16 protein-coding genes and 1 pseudogene are annotated in these 16,599 nt (G+C 65.2%); 14 read left to right on the top strand and 3 right to left on the bottom strand.

What is annotated here, in order from left to right:
- The first annotated feature begins 177 nt into the window (after window positions 1–177).
- The 6 genes and pseudogenes from ACR5MH_RS12225 to ACR5MH_RS12200 all read left to right on the top strand — a co-directional run.
- Window positions 178–3,006, top strand: coding sequence for an FAD-binding and (Fe-S)-binding domain-containing protein (locus ACR5MH_RS12225; RefSeq protein WP_433861795.1), 2,829 nt, complete (start codon window positions 178–180; stop codon window positions 3,004–3,006).
- Between the two features lie 6 nt (window positions 3,007–3,012).
- Window positions 3,013–3,798, top strand: coding sequence for a glucosamine-6-phosphate deaminase (locus ACR5MH_RS12220; RefSeq protein WP_431347440.1), 786 nt, complete (start codon window positions 3,013–3,015; stop codon window positions 3,796–3,798).
- A gap of 452 nt (window positions 3,799–4,250) precedes the next feature.
- Window positions 4,251–5,321: an IS110 family transposase gene (locus ACR5MH_RS12215; RefSeq protein ID WP_431347439.1), complete on the top strand. Its 1,071-nt coding sequence runs from the start codon at window positions 4,251–4,253 to the stop codon at window positions 5,319–5,321.
- A gap of 22 nt (window positions 5,322–5,343) precedes the next feature.
- Window positions 5,344–5,544: an IS3 family transposase gene (locus tag ACR5MH_RS12210; RefSeq protein WP_431347438.1), complete on the top strand. Its 201-nt coding sequence runs from the start codon at window positions 5,344–5,346 to the stop codon at window positions 5,542–5,544.
- Window positions 5,545–5,902: 358 nt separating this feature from the next.
- Window positions 5,903–7,105: an IS30 family transposase gene (locus tag ACR5MH_RS12205; RefSeq protein ID WP_431349408.1), complete on the top strand. Its 1,203-nt coding sequence runs from the start codon at window positions 5,903–5,905 to the stop codon at window positions 7,103–7,105.
- A pseudogene (locus tag ACR5MH_RS12200) lies at window positions 7,044–7,175 on the top strand (IS5/IS1182 family transposase); the annotation flags it as partial. The gene ACR5MH_RS12205 and the pseudogene ACR5MH_RS12200, both read left to right, overlap by 62 nt.
- Here ACR5MH_RS12200 and ACR5MH_RS12195 read toward each other — a convergent pair.
- Complete coding sequence (locus ACR5MH_RS12195; protein WP_433862647.1) at window positions 7,171–8,040, bottom strand: ArdC-like ssDNA-binding domain-containing protein; 870 nt, start codon at window positions 8,038–8,040, stop codon at window positions 7,171–7,173. The pseudogene ACR5MH_RS12200 and the gene ACR5MH_RS12195 overlap by 5 nt on opposite strands.
- Window positions 8,041–8,300: 260 nt before the next feature.
- Between ACR5MH_RS12195 and ACR5MH_RS12190 the strand changes: the two genes are divergently transcribed.
- The 3 genes from ACR5MH_RS12190 (at window position 8,301) to ACR5MH_RS12180 (ending at window position 11,439) form a co-directional block, all read left to right on the top strand.
- Window positions 8,301–9,524, top strand: a complete 1,224-nt coding sequence (locus ACR5MH_RS12190; protein ID WP_431347436.1) for an IS256 family transposase — start codon at window positions 8,301–8,303, stop codon at window positions 9,522–9,524.
- Window positions 9,525–9,862: 338 nt separating this feature from the next.
- The gene (locus ACR5MH_RS12185) at window positions 9,863–10,171 is read left to right on the top strand and encodes a PadR family transcriptional regulator (RefSeq protein WP_431347435.1); all 309 of its coding nucleotides are present in this window, start codon (window positions 9,863–9,865) and stop codon (window positions 10,169–10,171) included.
- On the top strand, window positions 10,168–11,439 hold the full coding sequence (locus ACR5MH_RS12180; RefSeq protein ID WP_431347434.1) for an APC family permease: 1,272 nt from the start codon (window positions 10,168–10,170) through the stop codon (window positions 11,437–11,439). Before ACR5MH_RS12185 ends, ACR5MH_RS12180 begins: the two co-directional genes overlap by 4 nt.
- 67 nt (window positions 11,440–11,506) lie before the next feature.
- On the opposite strand, the gene ACR5MH_RS12175 is transcribed toward ACR5MH_RS12180, so the two are convergent.
- The gene (locus tag ACR5MH_RS12175) at window positions 11,507–12,196 is read right to left on the bottom strand and encodes a hypothetical protein (RefSeq protein WP_431347433.1); all 690 of its coding nucleotides are present in this window, start codon (window positions 12,194–12,196) and stop codon (window positions 11,507–11,509) included.
- 401 nt (window positions 12,197–12,597) lie between these two features.
- Here ACR5MH_RS12175 and ACR5MH_RS12170 point away from each other — a divergent pair, with 401 nt between their 5' ends.
- From ACR5MH_RS12170 to ACR5MH_RS12150, 5 genes are all read left to right on the top strand, one after another.
- Window positions 12,598–12,789, top strand: coding sequence for a hypothetical protein (locus ACR5MH_RS12170; protein WP_431347432.1), 192 nt, complete (start codon window positions 12,598–12,600; stop codon window positions 12,787–12,789).
- A gap of 40 nt (window positions 12,790–12,829) precedes the next feature.
- The gene (locus tag ACR5MH_RS12165; RefSeq protein WP_431347431.1) at window positions 12,830–13,534 is read left to right on the top strand and encodes an aquaporin; all 705 of its coding nucleotides are present in this window, start codon (window positions 12,830–12,832) and stop codon (window positions 13,532–13,534) included.
- A gap of 195 nt (window positions 13,535–13,729) precedes the next feature.
- Window positions 13,730–14,401, top strand: a complete 672-nt coding sequence (locus ACR5MH_RS12160) for an ArsR/SmtB family transcription factor (RefSeq protein WP_431347430.1) — start codon at window positions 13,730–13,732, stop codon at window positions 14,399–14,401.
- Between the two features lie 40 nt (window positions 14,402–14,441).
- Entirely contained in the window at window positions 14,442–15,125 is a 684-nt protein-coding gene (locus tag ACR5MH_RS12155; RefSeq protein ID WP_433861794.1) for an MFS transporter, read from the top strand.
- Window positions 15,125–15,661 carry an MFS transporter gene (locus ACR5MH_RS12150; RefSeq protein ID WP_433861793.1) on the top strand — a complete coding sequence of 179 codons (537 nt, stop codon included), beginning with the start codon at window positions 15,125–15,127 and terminating at the stop codon, window positions 15,659–15,661. The genes ACR5MH_RS12155 and ACR5MH_RS12150 overlap by 1 nt, the downstream gene beginning before the upstream one ends.
- Here ACR5MH_RS12150 and ACR5MH_RS12145 read toward each other — a convergent pair.
- Complete coding sequence (locus ACR5MH_RS12145; RefSeq protein WP_431347428.1) at window positions 15,658–16,491, bottom strand: carboxymuconolactone decarboxylase family protein; 834 nt, start codon at window positions 16,489–16,491, stop codon at window positions 15,658–15,660. The genes ACR5MH_RS12150 and ACR5MH_RS12145 overlap by 4 nt on opposite strands.
- Window positions 16,492–16,599: the final 108 nt, after the last annotated feature.

Raw genomic sequence — 16,599 nt, 5'->3', positions numbered from 1 at the left:
TGAGCCACATGTTCGCATAGCAGCGTCGCCGACGCTGTTGCCAGAGCCCGACGCCATCTTCGATTCCTCGCAGCGGGAGTACGCCGGTCAGCTGATGGCTGGCATTCCCGGGCATTCGCCGGCGATCGCGTGATCGCGGTGATCAGGCATCGTATCGACGAGAACAGGAGTGCCTCCATGTCGACCGACACGGAACTCACCGCGAAACTCGAACAACTCGCGCCCGGGACGGTTCGCGGCCGCGCGATCGATCGGCTGGCGATGTCGCATGAGGCGTCCCATTACCTGATCACCCCGTTGGGGGTCGTCACCGTCGAGGATCGACACCATGTGAGCCGGCTCATGCGGTTCGTGGCGGAGAACGGCGTACCGCTGAGCTTCCGGTCCGGAGGGACCAGCCTTTCGGGGCAGGCCTCGACTGATGGACTCCTTCTGGACACCCGCAAGAACTTCCGAAAGATCGACGTGCTCGACGACGGGGCGCGGGTTCGGGTGCAGCCGGGGGCGACCGTGCGTCAGGTCAACACGCGGCTGGCTCGCTACGGGCGCAAGCTGGGGCCGGACCCGGCGAGCGAGTCGGCTTGCACGCTCGGCGGCGTCATCGCGAACAACTCCAGCGGGATGGCCTGCGGTACTGAGCTCAATACCTACAACACCATCGAGTCGGCGGTCCTTGTCCTTGCAGACGGCACCGCCATCGAGACCTCGGGTCCCGACGCCGACGATCGGCTTCGGATGGCCGCACCGGAGCTCTGGGCAGGGCTCGTCGAACTGCGCGACGAGGCCCGCGCCGACCCGCAGATCGTGGCCGCCATCCGGCGGCAATACGCGATCAAAAACACCATGGGCTACGGAGTGAACTCTTTTCTCGATCACGATTCGCCTACGGAGATCCTCCTTCACCTGATTGTGGGCAGCGAGGGGACGCTCGCGTTTGTCGCCGAAGCGACGCTGAGGACTGTGCCCGTGTGTCCGCACGTCGCTACCGGGATGCTCTATTTCCGGTCGCTCGCCGATGCAACGGGCGCGCTCCCCGCGCTCGTCGCGTCAGGGCTCGCGACGGTGGAACTGCTTGACTCGACGTCGCTTAGGGTCGCACAGCGCGATCCCGGCGCCGACGAGCAGCTACTGACCCTCGACGTGGACGGGCACGCTGCACTCCTCGTCGAATTTCAGGAAGAGAACAGCGTCGCGTTGGCAGAACGGCTGATCGCTTGGGAGGCGGTCACCGCCGCGCTCCCGCTTGCCGGGCCCGCCGCGCTCACCGAGGATGCTGTACGACGCAACGCGCTGTGGCATATCCGCAAGGACCTCTACGCCACTGTCGCTGGCAACCGGCCGTCAGGGACGACTGCTCTGCTGGAAGACATCGCTGTCCCCGTGCGCGCGTTGCGAGAGACCTGCGAGGGCCTGACCGAGCTCTTCGACCGGTACGGCTATGAGGACAGCGTCATCTTCGGTCACGCCAAGGACGGCAACATCCATTTCATGCTCACCGAGCGGTTCGATCTCCCCAACGCCAAGAAGCGCTACGCGGAGTTCACCGAGGAGATGGTGGCGCTCGTGCTCCGTCACGGCGGCACCCTGAAAGCCGAGCACGGGACCGGCCGGATCATGGCCCCCTACGTTCGACGCCAGTTCGGCGACGAGATCTACGGCTTGATGCTCCGCGTCAAGCAGCTGGCCGACCCCCGAGGGCTGCTCAACCCTGGCGTGCTGATGAACGAGGATGCAGAGGCTCCGCTCAAGAATCTAAAGGTGACGCCCACCGTTGAGGCCGAGGTCGATCGCTGTGTTGAGTGCGGCTACTGCGAGCCGGTCTGTCCCAGTAAAGACGTCACCATCACGCCACGTCAGCGCATCGTGCTGCGCCGGGAGCGAGAGCGCGCACGACTTGCCGGCGACGCAGAGCTGGTGGAGGCGTTGGATCGCGACTACGCATACGACGGTGTGGACACATGCGCTGCGGACGGAATGTGCCGGACGGCTTGTCCGGTCCGAATCGACACCGGAAAGCTTGTGAAGCGCCTCCGCGCGGAGCAAAGCAACACTGTCGTCTCAAGTGGCTGGAACGTGGCAGCCCAGCACTGGGGAGCGATCACCCGAGCGGGCAGTATCGCCATGACCACCGCCAGGGCGCTCCCCGCGCCGCTGGTCACCGGGGCCACATCAGTAGGCCGGGTCCTGCTCGGCGCGGACAACGTTCCGCGATACGACCGAGGGCTGCCAAGGGGAGGGTCGCGGCGACGCCCGCACGCGAGGCCTGACGCGGTCGCCGTCTATGTTCCGTCTTGCATCGGTGCCATGTTCGGTCCTGCCGAATCGTCGCTCGGTGTGCGAGACGCATTCCTTTCGCTCTGTGCGCGCGCGGGCGTCACCGTAACCATCCCTGCGGGCGTGGAGTCGATGTGCTGTGGGACGCCGTGGACCTCGAAGGGGAACCTCCTAGGACACAAAGTGATGAGCGAGCGCGTGCTCGCGGCCCTCCGCGACGCCACCCGGGGCGGCGAGTTGCCTGTCATTTCGGATGGCGTCTCCTGCACGGAGGGGTTCCTGAACATGGCCGCAGACACGGGCCTCACGGTGATCGACGCCGTCACATTCGCGGAGCGCGAGCTGCTTCCCGGGCTCGTCATCAGCTCGGAATTCGAGTCGATCGCCGTGCACCCTACGTGTTCATCGACCCGTCTCGGTGTCACCGATCCGATGCTCGCTCTTGCTCGCGCGATTAGCGATGACGTTGTCGTGCCCGACGACTGGGGTTGTTGCGGTTTCGCAGGCGATCGAGGGATGCTGCACCCGGAACTCACGGCTGCGGCCACCCGTCCGGAGGCGGCGGCGCTCGCGGACCGGACTTTTTCGGCGTATGCGTCCGCCAACCGGACATGCGAACTCGGGATGACTCGCGCCACAGGAAAGCCCTACCGGCACATTCTCGAGCTTCTGGACGATGCGACGCGAGCACCCAGGGCAAGCGGTCCCGCTGATGAGCGAGAGGGACAATAGAGACAGATGGCTGAAGTCGTCGTCGTAGCAGACAAGGACGCCGCGGGCGAGCTCGCGGCGGAGTCGATCCAGCGGCTGATCTCCGCCAAACCGGACGCGGTGCTCGGGCTGGCGACCGGGTCCACCCCGCTCCCGGTGTACCGTGCGCTGGCCCGGCGGATCGCCGCGTCGGGCCTCGACGTCTCGCACGTGCGCGGCTATGCCCTGGACGAGTACGTCGGCCTGCCCGCGCGGCACCCTGAGTCGTATCGCGCCGTCATCACCCGCGAGGTCGTGGAGCCGCTCGGGCTCACCCCGTCGCTGATCCATGTGCCCAATGGCGCCATCGCGACGATCGAGCACGCCGGAGCCGACTACGAGAAGGCGATCGCCGAGTCCGGCGGCGTCGACGTGCAGATCCTCGGCATCGGCACCGACGGCCACATCGGCTTCAACGAGCCCGGCTCGTCGTTCGCGTCGGTGACGCGGGTGAAGACACTGACCGAGCAGACCCGCAAGGACAACGCGCGCTTCTTCGCCAGTGAAGCCGACGTACCGATGCATTGCATCACGCAGGGGCTCTCGACGATCCTGCGCGCCCGGCATCTGCTGCTGCTCGCGTTCGGCGAGGGCAAGGCGGAGGCGCTGGCCGGGGCGGTGGAGGGTCCGGTGTCGGCCTCCAACCCGGGGTCGGCCATCCAGCTGCACCCGCACGTCACCGTCCTGGTCGACGAGGCGGCGGCCTCCCGACTCCGCAACATCGACTACTACCGCTACGCCTACGACCACAAGCCGGCCTGGCAGAAGCTGTAGGGATGCCGCAGCGCGCGCGCTGAAGGGAACCTGGTAGCCGCGCGACGACTATGTCCACATCGGCGGTGTCGACCGGGGCGCGATCGGCGTGGTCAGCAAACGCATCGCCGCCCACGGCGCCCCGAACGGGTGCTCTCCGACCACGGGCCGCACTGATCGCCTCGATGGGCAGTGTCGGTGACTGCTACGACTGTCAGTCTGTTTCTGCCGGATCCCGCGAGGATCGGGTAGTCCTGGCCGGCGCGGTCTGACCCGTGCTTATGGCTGACCCAGATGGTGTCTTGGCGTTGATCTGTCGACCGTCCGGCCGGGCATGCAAGAACCGCTGCCGCCGGACGGGCGTGACCTAATAGGAGCCTGGAGCAGACTTTTGAGAGCGTCCCCGTGACAGTCCTGTCCACCCGCCGGCGACAGCGTGACATCAACGCTAACCGGCAAGGAGACAGCACGCTATGACAGCCCTCGGAACGGCCCGCTCCGGACACGTCGTTGTCGGCATCGACACACATAAGCACATTCACGTTGCCGCCGTGATGGACACCATCGGAGGGATCCTCGCAACACTGACGATCACGACCGACCAGGCGGGATTCAAACAGGCACTGGAATGGGGTGAGTCGTTTGGGAAGATCCTCGCGTTCGGCATCGAGGGGACCGGCTCCTATGGGGCAACCTTGACATCGTTCCTGCGCCGCCACGGACACAAAGTCGTCGAGGCAGGGCGACCCGATAGGCGGTCCCGACGAGTGAACGGGAAGTCGGACACGCTCGATGCGGAGAACGCTGCCCGATCCGTTCTAGCTGGGTTTGCGACCGCGACACCGAAGACTGCGGACGGGACGGTTGAGATGATCCGTCAGCTCAAGATCGCCCATGATTCCGCGGTCGCGGAGCGCTCCGCGACGATGGTCACGATCAAAGCAATGCTCGTCCACGGCTCCGACGAGCTGCGCAGGGAAACGAGCCGCAAGTCCCAGATTATGCTCGCTCGTCACCTCGCGGCACTGCGCCCGCGAGCGTTGGAGACCCCCGACGATGCGCTGCGACACTCGCTGCGCTCCCTCGCGCGGCGCTGGCAGAACCTGGACGCCGAAGCCAAGGAACTCACCGCGATGATCCAGCAACTCGTCACCGACACCGCCCCGCAACTGGTCGAGCAATTCGGGATCGGCATCGACACCGCAGCGGAGATCCTCATCGTCGCAGGCGACAATCCCGAACGGATCCGATCCGAGGCAGCATTCGCGAAACTCGCCGGCATCAGTCCCGTTCCAACAGGGTCAGGCATGACAAGCGGGCGTCACCGAATCAACCACGGCGGACACCGACAACTCAACGCCGCCATCTATCGCACGGTGATCGTTCGGATGCGGTTCCACGAGCCCACAATCGCCTACGTCGCCCGCCGCACCGCCGAGGGAAAGAGCAAACGCGAGATCATCCGCTGCCTCAAGCGCTACGTCATCCGCGAGGTCTATCACCTCATCAAAACCAACCCAAGAACCGGCGAAATCGGAAGTTGACAACTATAGGAGCGTCAACGCGATGATGGAATCGTTTTGGTCCGGCGTGCAGATCGAACTGCTCGACGCCCAGCCTTGGGCCACCAGGCGGCAACTGGGGACGGCGATGTTCTCCTGGATCGAAGCCTGGTACAACCCGCGCCGACGACACTCCGCGCTGGGCTACCACTCCCCGGCGGACTACGAGAAAATCGTCCCGACGACAGTCACCCTGGCTGCCTGAAACGACACATCAAACTGTCCGAGCAACCGGGGGAAGATCATTTCGCCAGCGGTCCGCGGCACCCAAAAGCCCCGACCCAAATCTTGGGTTTTAGCGGTCGTTGCAACACCTGGAAATTCTGGGAGTTGCAACGACCGTGGCCCGTTTGAAGAGTTCTTCGAAGGATCGACGCCGCTTCACGCAGGAGGATAAGGACGCCTTCTTCGTATTGTTCGAGGCGTATGGGAGCACGACGATCGCCGCGCGTGAGCTGGGGCTGAACCCAGCGACGTGTTCCTCGTGGGTGTGGAAAGCCGGGCTGCGCAGTCGCGGGAAGCCTGGCGCCGGCCCGCATCCCGGAAAGGACAGTTACCTCGAGTTGCGGCGCCAGGGCGTTTCCCGGCAGGAAGCAGCGGTCGCCGTTGGCGTGAATATTCGCACGGCTCGGGATTGGGACAACGGCGTCCGCAGGCTCGGTCCCCGTCGCCTTTATCCGGACGGTCGCCTCGTCGACTACAAAACCGGTATGACGACGTTTCTGGATAGCGCCGAGACGACTCCGTCGGCGACGATCTCCCAGTTGCAGAAGAAGCTGGATCCCCGGTTTCTCTCATTGGAAGAACGCGAGCAGATTCGGGATCTGCTCCGTGACGGGTTCTCGTTGAGGAGCATCGCTCTCCAGCTCGGGCGATCGCCGTCGACGATCAGTCGCGAGCTCTCCCGCAACCGGTCCTCGAGTGGAACATATCACCCGTTCGCAGCCCATCGCCGCTCGGCAACCCGTCGCCCAAGACCGAAGCCGCGGCGTCTGGTGACACAACCACGGTTGCGTGCTTTCGTTGAGTCGAAGCTGGCGTTGCGGTGGTCTCCTGAGCAGATCAGTCGCGCACTGAAACGCCAGTTCCCGGACGATGTTGGGATGCAGGTGGCGACCGAGACGATCTACCAAGCGCTCTATCTCCAAGGACGCGGGCAGCTGCGCCGCGACCTTGCCACCGCGCTGCGGACCGGACGCGCTCGTCGCCGACCGAATCGAAGCCCTGGCACCCGCCGCCCGCGGTTCGTTGACCCCATGATCATGATCTCAGAGCGTCCCGCCGAAGTTGAAGATCGCGCCGTTCCCGGACATTGGGAAGGCGACCTCATCATCGGTGCTGACCATGCCAGCGCGATCGGCACCCTCGTCGAGCGCACCAGCCGATTCGTAATGCTCGTCCATCTCCCGAACGACCACGCAGCCGAGACCGTTCGCGACGGCCTCATAGCGACAATGAGCACCCTGCCGGTCGCGTTGAAGAAGTCGCTGACCTGGGACCAGGGAGCAGAGATGGCAGCGCATAAGTCGTTCACGATCGCGACCGACATGGACGTCTACTTCTGCGACCCAGCCTCACCCTGGCAACGAGGATCGAACGAGAACACGAATGGGTTGCTGCGGCAGTACTTCCCGAAAGGCACCAACCTCTCCGCCCACACCCAAGCCGATCTCGCCCGCGTCGCACACGAGCTGAACACCCGCCCACGCAAAACGCTCGACTGGGAAACTCCAGCCGAGCGTCTCGCTAAGCTACTCGCCAACTAACCGCCGTGTTGCAACGACCACTGGAATCCGCCAATTGGGCCGGGGCTTTTACTTCCTCAGTGGGGCTAATCGACGTGGTCGACGATCTCCGCGATCGAGTGCGCTGTCTTCAACACGCGTGCGGCCGTGTCTCGAATAATGGTGGCGTCTTGATTCGCCCATCCGGTGATGTAGCCGATGCTGTACGAGCTGGTGTCGAATCCGGTCAGTCCAGCAACGATAAAGGCCACCGATTCGGCTTCGACCTCCATTCGTCCTCGATGAGCGCGGTACTCGTCGATGTCGTCGATATGGTGCAGCTCAATGTGCGCTGTCTCGTGGATGAGGGTCTTGGCCGCTTGCTCGATCGCTAGGTTCTCGGCCAGGGTCACCTGGTGTGACTCGGGGTCGGTGAATCCGCTAGCGCTAGTAAGCGGTGCGCGATGGATGCTCCATCCGTGTGCCTCAAGGTGGGCCGACAGCGGAGCGATGATGCCGTGGTCGTCTTCACCGGTGAGGCGACGGGTCGGGTCTGCCGGCAGCGGCTCGGCTCCCTCGATCGGATCGGTTTGAGCGATGTCGAAAACTGACAGGGTGGGGAAATATCGTGCGACTCGCTCATCGCTTTCTGCTGCCTCGTCGGTGTCGCTGTCGGGCCTCGCCGTCTTCTTTTCGCGGTATCCGAAGATCTTGATCGACCTTTCGCCCTTGCGCACTTGGCGTCCTTTGGCCTGCCATTGCCGGAATCCGGCGACCATGGTCGCGTCTGGGTTTTGGGACAGGATCAACAGCACGTTGTTCAGGCTGTAGTTGTGGAAGGAGCGAGCGAACTCCAGGAATGTGCGCCATTGTCCGCTGTCGGCTAGCTGCTGGACTTGCTCCACGATCGACGCATGCAGTGCCTCCGCCTGCGCTTGGCGCTCCTCCGCATGCCGGGTGATGACCTTGCTGCTCATGATCCGTGCCTCCCGATCGACCCTGCTACGGGCCTGTGTCAAATCCGCGGGTGTTGATTTGGTTGTCCCGCCGATCAGTTCTTTTGCCGTTCCGGCACAGAGATCGAGAGCGCGTGGAGGCAGCGCAGTGCCCGGAGGGGTGGCGTCCCTTGGGGTGGTGTAGTTCTTGGGCTTGAGTGTCACGTCGTTGACGTGGCGAGCCATCGTGCGATGGTCAGTGAGAACTGTCTAGGAATCTCACGAAAGGACACAAACGCACGATGGCTCTTGACCAGTCTGCCCTCCTCGAGCTGCTCGGGGAACTCAAACTCACCGATGTGACCGATCGGATCCGGGTCGCGACCGAGACGCTCTATCAGGAGTTGATCGACGCGGAAGCGGCCGCGTTCATCGGCGCAGCCCCGTTCGAACGCAACCCGGATCGGGTGGCCCAGCGCAACGGGACCCGACCGCGGGCGTTGACCACGACCGCCGGCGAGCTGGAGTTGAAGATCCCCAAGCTGCGGCAGGGCAGCTTCTTCCCGTCGCTGCTGGAGCGGCGCCGCCGGGTCGACCAAGCGTTGTTCGCGGTGGTGATGGAGGCCTATGTTCACGGTGTCTCAACCCGGAAGGTCGATGATCTGGTGAAGGCGCTCGGCGCCGGCACCGGGATCTCCAAGTCCGAGGTGTCCCGGATCTGCGCCAACCTGGACGAGGACGTCGCCGCGTTCCGGGACCGGCCGCTGGCGGAGACGACCTACCCGTATGTGTTCCTGGACGCCACCTACTGCAAGGCCCGCGTCGGCCGACGAGTGGTCTCCCAAGCCGTCGTGGTCGCGGTCGGTGTCGCCGCCGACGGCCGCCGTGAAGTCCTCGGCTTCGAGGTCGGCGAGACCGAGTCGCAACCGTTCTGGACCACGTTCCTGCGCTCATTGAAAGCGCGCGGACTCGACGGGGTGAAGCTGGTGATCTCCGACGCTCACACCGGTTTGATCGCCGCCATCGCCACCGTGTTCGCCGGCGCAGCCTGGCAACGCTGCCGCGTCCACTTCATGCGCAACGTCCTCGCCAACGTCCCGAAGACCGCCGGGCCGATGGTTGCCTCGATCATCCGCACGATCTTCGCCCAACCCGACACTGAACACGTCACCGCGCAGTTCGGCGAGGTCACCCAGATGCTGGCCCGGTCCCATCCGAAGGTCGCGGACATGCTCGAGGACGCCCGTGATGACCTGCTCGCCTTCACCGGGTTCCCGACCGCGCATTGGCGGCAGATCTGGTCCACGAACCCGTTGGAGCGGGTCAACAAGGAGATCAAACGCCGCACCGACGTCGTCGGCACCTTCCCCAACCCGGCCGCCCTGCTGCGTCTGGCCGGGCACGTCCTGATCGAGCAGCACGACGAGTGGGACGGCGCCGACCGCCGCTACTTCAGCGAGCACTCCATGAAGCTGCTGGACGTTCAACCCGAGGAGGTGGCAATCCCCGAACTCACTGCGGCATAATCACCAACAGCTGATCCCGCACGGTGTCGAGAAACTCCACCACTCAACGGGACGCCACCGCCCGGAGGGGAGCGGTTGCTAAGCGGAGGGAGCGCAGCGAGCGGAGTCTGCAAATAGCGACTGGAGGGAACGGAGCTGGTGGAGGAAGCTACGATCGGCCGGCCGGAATGGCAAGAAGTCGGCTGCAAGGGCAGGACGCCGAGGCGTTCCGAAGGGGGTGGTCGCCGAAGGCACCTTCGGACGCAGTGCAGGGCTCGAATGGCGTCGTTGATTGGGTCCGAATGTCCGAAGGTTCTTTAATATCATGATCCGATATCGGACTGCGATAATGTTGCCTCGTGCATGAGCTTCAGAAGGCGGCGATCGTGCTGCACGTGCTGCACCATGCATCCGAGGAACCCGTTCACGGGGCGTGGATGAGCGAGGAACTCGCGCACCACGGCTACAACCTGTCGCCCGGGACCCTGTACCCGACCATGCATCGAATGGAACGCGACGGCCTGCTCGTCTCCGAGCGGGTTGTTGTCGACGGCCGCACGAGACGCATCTACAGAGCCACCCCGGCCGGAGTTGCCGCTCTGGAAGAGGGCCGTCGAGCCACTCGCGAACTCGCCAATGAAATCCTTCCGGAGGAAAAGAAGCCATGACGAACACTCCGGCTGCTGCTGCCAACGATGCGCTTGCCCGTCGCCTGAACCTAGGTGACGCGGTCGTCATCGGCCTGGGGTCGATGATCGGCGCGGGCATCTTCGCCTCCTTCGCTCCCGCCGCTGCAGCCGCCGGGGCGGGGCTGCTGATCGGTCTCGTGATCGCGGGGTTCATCGCGTTCTGCAACGCGACCTCCTCCGCCCAGCTCGCGGCGCAGTACCCGACCTCCGGTGGCACATACGTCTATGGGCGGGAACAGTTGGGCGAGTGGTCGGGGTTCTTCGCCGGCTGGTCGTTCGTTGTCGGCAAGACCGCCAGCTCGGCGGCGATGGCGATCACGTTCGCCACCTACGCGGTGCCCGGCCCGTGGGTGAAGCCGGTCGCGATCCTCGCGGTCATCCTGCTCACCATCGTCAATACGCTGGGCATCACCCGCACCGCGCTGCTGACCCGTGTCCTGGTCGGGATCTCCCTGGTCGCGCTCACGGTTGCGGTGATCATCGGCTTCACCCACACGGCCGCCAGCGCAGCCCTGCCGGGCCCAGAGGTTACCGTGTACGGGGTGCTGCAGTCCGCGGGCTTCCTGTTCTTCGCTTTCGCCGGGTACGCCCGCGTGGCGACGATGGGCGAGGAGGTCATCAATCCGGCCCGCACCATCCCGCGGGCGATCACCACCGCCCTCACGATCACGCTGATCGTGTACGTCCTCGTCGCCGTGTCGGCCCTGCACGCTCTCGGGCCGGCCGGGCTCGCCTCCGCCTCCGCTCCGCTCGGCGCGGTCGCCAACACCACGGGAGCAGCCTGGCCCGGCATAGTCATCCGCATCGGCGCCGCCGCCGCAGCACTTGGGGCGCTCCTGGCCATGATCGCCGGTATCGGCCGCACCAGCCTCGCTATGGCCCGCAACCGCGACATCCCGCACTGGTTCGCAGCCGTCCACCCGCGCTTCAGCGTCCCCTACCGGGCAGAACTAACCCTAGGCATGATCGTCTGCCTGCTCATCGCAGTCACCGACCTCCGCGGCGCGATCGGCTTCTCCAGCTTCGGCGTCCTGCTCTACTACTTCGTCGCCAACAGCTCCGCCTGGACCCAGAACCGCGAGAACCGCCGCTATCCGCGCTTCCTCGCCATCGCCGGCGCGATCGGATGCCTCATCCTCGTCGCCACCCTCCCACTCAGCTCGATCATCGCCGGCATCATCGTCCTCGCCATCGGACTCGGCTACCGACTGATCAGGCTCCACGTTCAGAGCGACTCGGCGCGCTGAATCCGACGGGCCGGCGGCCCTTCCGGCGTCGGCTGAGGGAGAATCTCGAGGCGGGGCGCGCGGGGAGTCATCCAAGCGGGGAGCGGTACCCACCGACGCGCGCGTTGTTCCATGACCGCAACGTGTGTCTCAGGTGTTCGAGAATGGCTGCGTCGAACTTGATGTTGTCGGTAGGGAGCGACGGGTAGCCTCCGACCTTCCCAAGCTCCTCGTCCGAGGCTTCGTTGATTGCGTAGATGTATCGGTCGTAGAGCGGCGCATCGTTATAAACGAACCAAAAGTAGTTGAACCTTTGTCCGACCTCGTCGAGTAGGGCCCGGATCGGCGATGTTCCTGATTCGGCTAGATACCGGCGCGGGGCAGCGTCGAGCATGTCAGCTATTTCGTTGGCTACCATCGCAGTCAAGTGGACCGCATATAGCGCCGCTAGGAGGCGCGCGACGGCGTCGTAGGGTTGCGGCAATCCAACGTGGAAACCACCCATGTAGTTGTTCGAATTCTCATGCAGTTGGCGGCTGGCGCGATTCGTGGGATGCAGAAACTGTCCCAAGAAGGTGTAGTGCGCCTCGATGCGTTTGACCTCCTCGACGGATGCAAGTTGATTCAGGGAAAGACAGATCAAGAGCGCGTCGTAGCTCAGGAAATAGCGGTAGCGAAATCCAGCCTCGTCCCGGTGCTTTCTTCGCGATCGTGCGCTACTTGGGGTCTGGCTGCGATAGCTGGAGGGCACGGGGTCGAAGTAGTCGTCATCATCCAAGCGATAGACGTCTGGCCGGAACTCGTTGTAGTGAAAGTAGTGGACCGGAACAATGAAGTCCCGGCTCGGTTTCGTTCTTCAATCCCTCGTAAACCCACATGCGTCGATCCCGGCCCCGACCGGGATAGCGTTGCACGCTAAGGCAGCTCAAAGCCTCGCCGCGACTGTGTAGGTCTTCTAGCTCGGCCCGGGCCTCGGAAAGGGCGTCTCGCCACTCTTGGCGCGTTCGCTTGATCTCGGGCTCGACCTGGAAGTATCGACTGCCTTTCGTCATGAGGCGAAGGAGTAGGGCGTGCTCAAGAAGGGACCGAGTGAGTCCGAGCGCGTCCGAAACCCGGCCACTACGGACTAGGAGGGCAATCGTCGAGACGGTCTCCATCCGGAGATTGGCAAATTCGACAATGTCTTTGTACATCGTCTGGTGCGTCTCGCCAACACGCTGGCGCCTGCCCGATCTACCCGGCAAGCGCTACCAAGACTGGAAACTGCAGGACCCGCAAGGGCAGCCCATCGACACCGTCCGCGGCATCCGCGACGAGGTCGAGCAGCACGTCCGCGAACTGCTGAAGAGCCTCGAGATGGCGCCCGCATGAGCATCGATACCCGCGACACCAGCGTCCGCGGCGCCACCGCATGACCGCGACCACCACACCCGCCGAACGAATCCGCATCCCCGCCGCCGCAACCTTCCGCCCTGCTCTGGCCGAGTTCGTCGGCAGCGCCGGACTGACCGCGGTCGTCGTCGGCTCCGGAATCGCCGCCCAACATCTCTCGCCGAACGACACCGGACTCCAACTCCTCGAGAACGCCCTGGCGACCGCCCTGGGGCTGACGGTGCTGATCCTGGTCTTCGCCTCGAGCTCTGGCGCCCAGTTCAACCCGGTCGTCACCCTTGTCGACGCCGCCACCGGCGGTCGGCCCTGGCGCGACCTCTGGTCGTACGTGCCCGCCCAGGTCCTTGGCTGCCTCGCCGGCGCGATGCTAGCGAACTTGATGTTCGAGCAGCCCGCTGCAAGCTGGAGCAGCACCGAGCGGGCGACGCCGGCACATCTCCTCGCGGAGGTCGTTGCCACCGCCGGGCTGATCCTGGTCATCTTCGTCCTCGCCCGGACCGGCCGCGGCGCGCTCATCGCCCCGGCGGTCGGCGCGTACATCGGCGCCGCCTACTGGTTCACCAGCTCCACCAGCTTCGCCAACCCCGCCATCACCATCGGCCGCACCATCACTGATACCTTCGCCGGAATCGCACCCGACAGCGCACCCTGGTACATCGCCGCCCAGCTCGTCGGAGCGGCGCTCGGGCTTGTCGCCATAAAAGTGTTTGCTCCACGACCGTGACCCGGAAAAGCTGACCACCCCACGTCTTCTCGAAGCTTGCTATGGAGTAGCGGCCCAGCCGATCTCGCAGGAGATAAGCCGGCCGCAGGCGTCGGAGATCGACTGAAATTTCCCCTGGGTCACTGCGCACCCAGCGGCCGGTGGCGTTGTCGCCGATGACCGCAATCGCGAGACCCACGGCTATCATGTTGTTCCATGAATCAGTGGAATAACCGCGAGCTCGACAAGCTCTCCGTCTACGACTCGCTGGCGGATGTGATTCGCGCGTTGGGGAACGCGCGGCGTCTCGAACTGGTGGAGTTGCTGGCGCAGGGTGAGCATTCGGTGGACGCGCTGGCTCGGATGTCGGGGATGGGTGTGACGACGGTGTCCGCCGCTCTGCAGACGCTGAAACAGGCCGGGTTGGTGAAGACGCGGCGGGAGCGGACGACGGTCTGCTACCGGTTGGCAGGTTCGGATGTGGCTGTGTTGTATCTGGTGGCCAAACGGGTCGGGTTACTGCGGTATCCGCAACTGCGGGAGTCGTTGGCCGACTATATGGAGGCGGCGCCGGCCGGTGCCGGGGTGCCGTTGATCGATCCGGCGGCGGTGACGCAGGGGATGACGGTAATCGACGTGCGACCACGGCAGGAGTACGAGGCGGGGCACTTCCCGGGTGCGGTATCGATCCCGTTGCAGGAGCTCCGCGATCGGCATTCGGAGGTTCGGCGCACCGGGGTGGTCGTCTATTGCCGGGGCGAGTTCTGTCGCATGGCCCGTGAAGCAGCCGTGTTCCTTCGCGAGCAAGGCGTAGATGCAGCGGCGATGGAGGAGGGCGTGATCGAGTGGCGGGCTGCGGGGGTGTACGACCTTGAGAACATCGCCTGACGCGTCCGCGTTCGCGCGCTCGATCGCGTCGGATGACAGTGTGCGGGGCGCTGTCCAGCGACGCACCCTCACGGTCGTCGTCGTCAGCCAGATCCTTGGCGGCGCCGGGCTGGCTGCCGGGGTGACGGTCGGTGCGCTGCTGGCGCAGCAGATGCTCGGCACTGACAGTCTCGCCGGGGTGCCGACCGCGCTGTTCACTCTCGGTTCGGCGCTGGCAGCGTTCCTGGTCGGACGATTCAGTCAGCGCTGGGGGCGCCAGGTGGGGTTGGGGCTCGGGTTCGCGGCTGGCGGCATCGGCGCGATCGGCGTCGTGGTCGCGGCCGTGACCGGTAGTGTCCCGCTGTTGTTCATCGCCCTGTTCATCTACGGCGCCGGGACCGCGACCAATCTGCAGGCGCGCTACGCCGGCACCGATCTCGCGCTGCCCGCTCAGCGCGGAACCGCGGTCAGTGTGGCGATGGTGTCCACCACTGTCGGAGCCGTCGCCGGTCCCAACCTCGTCGACCCGCTGGGCGGATTGGCGCAGTCGCTGGGGATCCCGGCCCTTGCCGGACCCTTCCTGCTTGCCGCCGTCGCTTATCTCGCGGCGGGGATCGTGCTGTTGTCCCTGCTGCGGCCCGACCCCTTCTGGTCGCACGGGAGCTCACCGCATCTGCCCAGGCTGCGCATGAGCCCGGCCTGCTGCCGCGCCCGCGATCAGGCGTGTTCGTCGGGGCGACCGTGATGGTTCTAACGCAGGTGGCGATGGTGGCGATCATGACCATGACGCCGGTGCACATGCGCGCCCACGACTTCGGGATGAGTGCGGTAGGCCTCGTCATCGGTATTCACATCGGCGCCATGTACTTGCCGTCCCTGGCTACGGGCATCCTGGTCGATAAGGTCGGGCGCACGCCCATGGCGATCACCGCCGGAGTCACACTGCTGTTGGCTGGCATCGTCGCTGCGCTCGCCCCTGGCGACGCCCTGGGGCTGCTGATCCTTGCCCTGGTCCTGCTCGGCCTGGGCTGGAACTTCGGGCTGATCGCCGGCACAGCTCTCGTCGTCGACGCGACGGATCCGGCGAGCCGGGCGCGTACCCAGGGCACCATTGATGTGCTGATCGCACTCGCGGGCGCGGGTGGGGGTGCGGCTTCTGGCATGGTCATGGCCGCGACTGACTTCAGCACCCTGTCGCTGGCCGGCGGAATCCTGGCACTCCTGCTCATTCCCGTGCTGCTGTGGGCACGATGCAGCAGCCGAGAGACGAGCAGTCTCTAGGCGCCGCTATGGCACGTGCAAACGCAAGATCCGGGCCGACCTGAAACGGTATCTCGCACGCCAGCTGTTTCATCACCCGAACCGGTGATGGCCTGACCACCAGGCGGGCGGCCGCGGTTGCGAGTGGTCAGGCGTATCCGCGCCGCCGGAGCATCTTGGCGGACTTGGCGAGGTCCTCCTCCGACGGGATTGAAATCGAGGGCGTTCGCGTACCGGGCGATGATGTTGAACAGCGCCGCGACGGCGGCAGCATCTTCGAGGTCTGCGGGGCTGACCCCGGCGGCGACGGCGGCCCTTGCATCGGCAGGCGCGACTGTCTCGGGTTGGCGGGTCAGTTCCTCGATGAAGGTGAGCGCTGCGGCCAGTCGTGGGGATATCGGCGCGGTGCGGTGGTCGTTGATGACGGCGTCGACGGTGCCGCGGTCGATTCCGTGCACGGAGATCGCTCCGTGCGCGCCGACACAGAACAGGAATTGATTCCACGACGCAACCGCAGCGGCCATGAGTTCGCGTCCACTCTCGCTCCACCCGCTAGGACCGCGCATCGTTCGTTGGGTCCACTCGCCCAACGCGGGGCCGGCGAAGTCTTGGTCATAGAACGCGACTCGTGCGGCGTCCGGCAAACGCATGCCCGATACTCGGGAGATCATCCCGATCAGTGCCCGGTGGCGCAGCGTGTCACCCCGGTCGATCTCAGGAAGACGCATCGCCGGCCTTTCGGATCGCGTCCTCGGCGACCTGCCAGCGCTCCAAACCGCGCCAATCGCGGACGCGAGGACCAGCTCGAACGCTTCCTTCTGCGACCCGGCATCCACACGGACCGCGTCCACTTGCGCGTCCGTTACCCGTGACGAATCGTCCCGAACCTGCAGGGTCAGGTCAGAGTATGGGGCGGGTGCCTTTCGCGGTGGCGTCCCGTTGTGTGGATGCTCCTATTG

This window comes from Streptomyces sp. L7 (genome assembly GCF_050990935.1).
Lineage (GTDB): Bacteria > Actinomycetota > Actinomycetes > Actinomycetales > Microbacteriaceae > Leifsonia.
Note: the sequence above shows the minus strand (reverse complement) of the source record. Positions and strands in the feature narration are given on the sequence as shown.